At 57.5% G+C, this 3,043-nt stretch carries 3 protein-coding genes; all 3 read right to left on the bottom strand.

The window, feature by feature from the left end; all coding sequences use genetic code 11:
- Positions 1-393, bottom strand: a 393-nt coding sequence (locus AC1D1Z_RS35730; protein ID WP_477853523.1) for a glycosyltransferase family 8 protein, incomplete at its 3' end; no start/stop codon positions are given.
- 62 nt (positions 394-455) lie between these two features.
- Complete coding sequence (locus tag AC1D1Z_RS35725; RefSeq protein ID WP_027687136.1) at positions 456-1,508, bottom strand: UDP-glucuronic acid decarboxylase family protein; 1,053 nt, start codon at positions 1,506-1,508, stop codon at positions 456-458.
- Between the two features lie 45 nt (positions 1,509-1,553).
- The coding region (locus tag AC1D1Z_RS35720) for a sugar transferase (protein WP_477853521.1) at positions 1,554-3,043 on the bottom strand (1,490 nt) is incomplete at its 5' end.

Genomic DNA, 3,043 nt, shown 5'->3' with positions numbered 1-3,043 from the left:
AGTCAGGACCAGGATGTCGCCATCCAGATACAGAGCCCGGTTGCAGGTCTGCGGAAGGAATTGCGGAAGAAGGATCCTTGCGAAGGTCATCTTCGAAACGCCAGGACGAGTGGAAAATCCGCTTGCGAAGGACAATGTGGCGATGGGATGCCACTGGATGACTGCAGAATTTGCGGGCAGAGATTCAAAGATCAGTCGCTTTGTTTCTTCGCCTATTCCCTCATGAATGACATGGATAATCAAGGGCCATGCGCTTCGGTTATTCTCGGCGATCGATCTAAGGGCGGTCGCCAAGGGAACGGCGTAGGCCGCATCGACCGCAAAGACGATGGGCCCCAACCGCTGTTTTGCACCCGCAGGCGCGGCTCCTGTTCGTATGCTATGCACATTCATGTTTCCGGCACCATCCCATCGAAAGAACACGAGCTTCGCCTTGCAATGATCGACGTTGCTGTTCACGGCCCGATTGATACGGCTTCCTGAACGGGAAGGCCGACGGCCGGGGTAGGCAGATGGGTATAGGCCGTTCGCGAGGACTGGACGCCAAGTGTGCTCTTGGCTCCGCCAGAAAGCTTCCACTCGAAATACGCGATCGTTTTCTCGAGCCCCTGTCGCAGGTTCACCGTCGGCTGCCAGCCCAGTTCCTGCTTTGCGCGGCTGATGTCGGGCTTGCGCTGCGTCGGATCGTCAATCGGCAGAGGCTTGTAAACGATGCTTGATTTCGATCCCGTCATCTCGATGACCATTTCGGCCAGTTCCCGGACCTGGAATTCTCCCGGATTACCGAGATTGATCGGACCCGTAACGCCGGCCGGCGTGCCCATCAGGCGGATGAAGCCCTCAATCAGATCGTCTACATAGCAGAAGGAGCGCGTTTGCGTGCCGTTGCCGAAGATGGTGATCGGCTCGTTTTGAAGCGCCTGAACGATGAAATTGGAGACGACGCGGCCGTCATTGGTCTGCATGCGCGGCCCGTAAGTATTGAAGATCCGCGCCACGCGGATTTCCACACCATATTGACGATGGTAATCGAAGAACAATGTTTCGGCACACCGCTTGCCTTCGTCATAACATGCCCGCGGTCCTATGGGATTGACGCTGCCTCGATACTCCTCGGGCTGAGGATGGACTGCCGGATCGCCATATACTTCGCTCGTGGATGCCTGGAAGATCTTCGCCCTGGTGCGTTTTGCCAAGCCGAGCATATTGATGGCCCCATGCACATTGGTCTTCACGGTCTGCACGGGGTCGTGCTGATAGTGGACCGGAGATGCCGGACAGGCGAGGTTATAGATCTCGTCGACCTCCACATAGAGCGGGAAGGTAATGTCATGGCGGAGCACCTCAAAGCGAGGATCGTCCAGAAGATGCAGCACATTGTCGCGCGAACCGGTGTAGTAATTGTCCACGCAAAGGACGTCATTGCCCTCTCGCAAAAGCCTTTCGCACAGGAATGATCCCAGAAACCCGGTGCCGCCGGTTACCATAATTCGCTTTTGTCCGTACATTGGTGTGCTCCGTTGTTGACGGTTGCCTCGCGGCAACGAGGATGGTCAGTAGGCTCCCCTGCGCTTGAAGACCGCAGGGATTGTGCTGAGAAGAATTTGGCAGTCCAACCACAGGGACCGGTTGTCGATGTAGAACTCGTCGAGTTGCTGCTGCAGCTCGATATCCGCATTGCTTCGTTCGGATATTTGCCAAAGGCCCGTGAGCCCGGGCGTGACGGAACGGCGCTTGTTTCGAAATTCGCCGTCCATAGCCAGGAGGTGATATTCTGGAAACGGACGCGGCCCGACGATGGCCATCTGGCCGGCAATGATGTTTGCCAATTGCGGGAGCTCGTCGATGCTCGAAGCGCGCAGCATATGTCCTATAACCGGAAGGATGCGCGGATCGTCCTTAAGCTTGAAGTGGCTCAACCACTCGGCACGCATGGTAGGGTTGTCTCGGAATAGTGCTTCAAGGCGCTGTTCTGCATCTTGGTACATCGTCCTCAATTTCAGGACGTGCACCGGCTTGCCGGACAGTCCTTCCCTGGTATGCCGGAAGAAGACGGGGCCCGGATCGATGGCATAGATTGCGGCCGCTGCAAACGCGATGAATGGCGCGACCACGATCATTGCCGGGATGGCGATGGCGAGATCGAGGATCCGGCGAACCAGATCCGAGTTGACCGAACTCCCACCGGTGGTGAGGCGAATGCCGATCTCTCCGCCGACATCCGCAGGTCGCAATCCGCTTACCTTGAGGCTCGGCGTGTCGGACAGCAAAATGACTTCGGCGAACTTCCGACGCATCGCCGCCAAATCGGGTCCAAGTGAGCCTGTGTCGCCCGCAATCACGGCGATGGATGGCCCGCCATCGGGCAATGCCTCCAAAGTATCAGAGAAAAAGGGCTCCGGCCTGATGCCATGCTGCCAGTGGTTGTTGAAATGGGCCACCAGAGCGGGAGTAAGGTTGCCCCCCCCTATGACAACCGCGCGCTCCCCCCAGATTCCAAGTTTCCAACACAGGCCTCGTGCAAGCCAATGCATAAGTGGCTGAACAATCAGCCCGAGAGCGAGGAACCCAATAACGGCAAGCAGCAGTCGTTCCCCCTCCGGCAGGATAATTGCTCCGAATGCCGTCAGGACAGCCACCTTGACGGCAGCTATGGTGCGTCGCCGCAGATGTTCGTGGTCATGCAACCGATATCCAGGATAGAGGCCGGCCGATGCGTAAAGAACAATGGCAGCGAATGCTGCGATCGTGAATGTACGCTCCACCATCGTGCCCTCCGAACCACTGAGGAGAACCGAGAGGAGAACAAAATAGGCAATCAAATAGCTCGCAATGTCGCCGGCGACCAGGAAGGACGACGTTGCAAGCCGAGCAAGCCGACGCCGTAGTGCGACGGGAATATTTAGGGCTGCCTGTGCAAAGGGATCGGCGGTCTTAGCTGCTATGGGCGGCACTGAACCTGCCGGAATCGTCCGCGACGTCACGTCATTTGATGTGGATGCCTTCGACGGACCCGGTGTCATTGCTGGCGACGCAAATAGGG

This window comes from Rhizobium sp. P1_E1 (genome assembly GCF_056406015.1).
The sequence above is the reverse complement of the archived record's forward strand: the minus strand, read 5'-3'. Positions and strand labels throughout refer to the sequence as shown.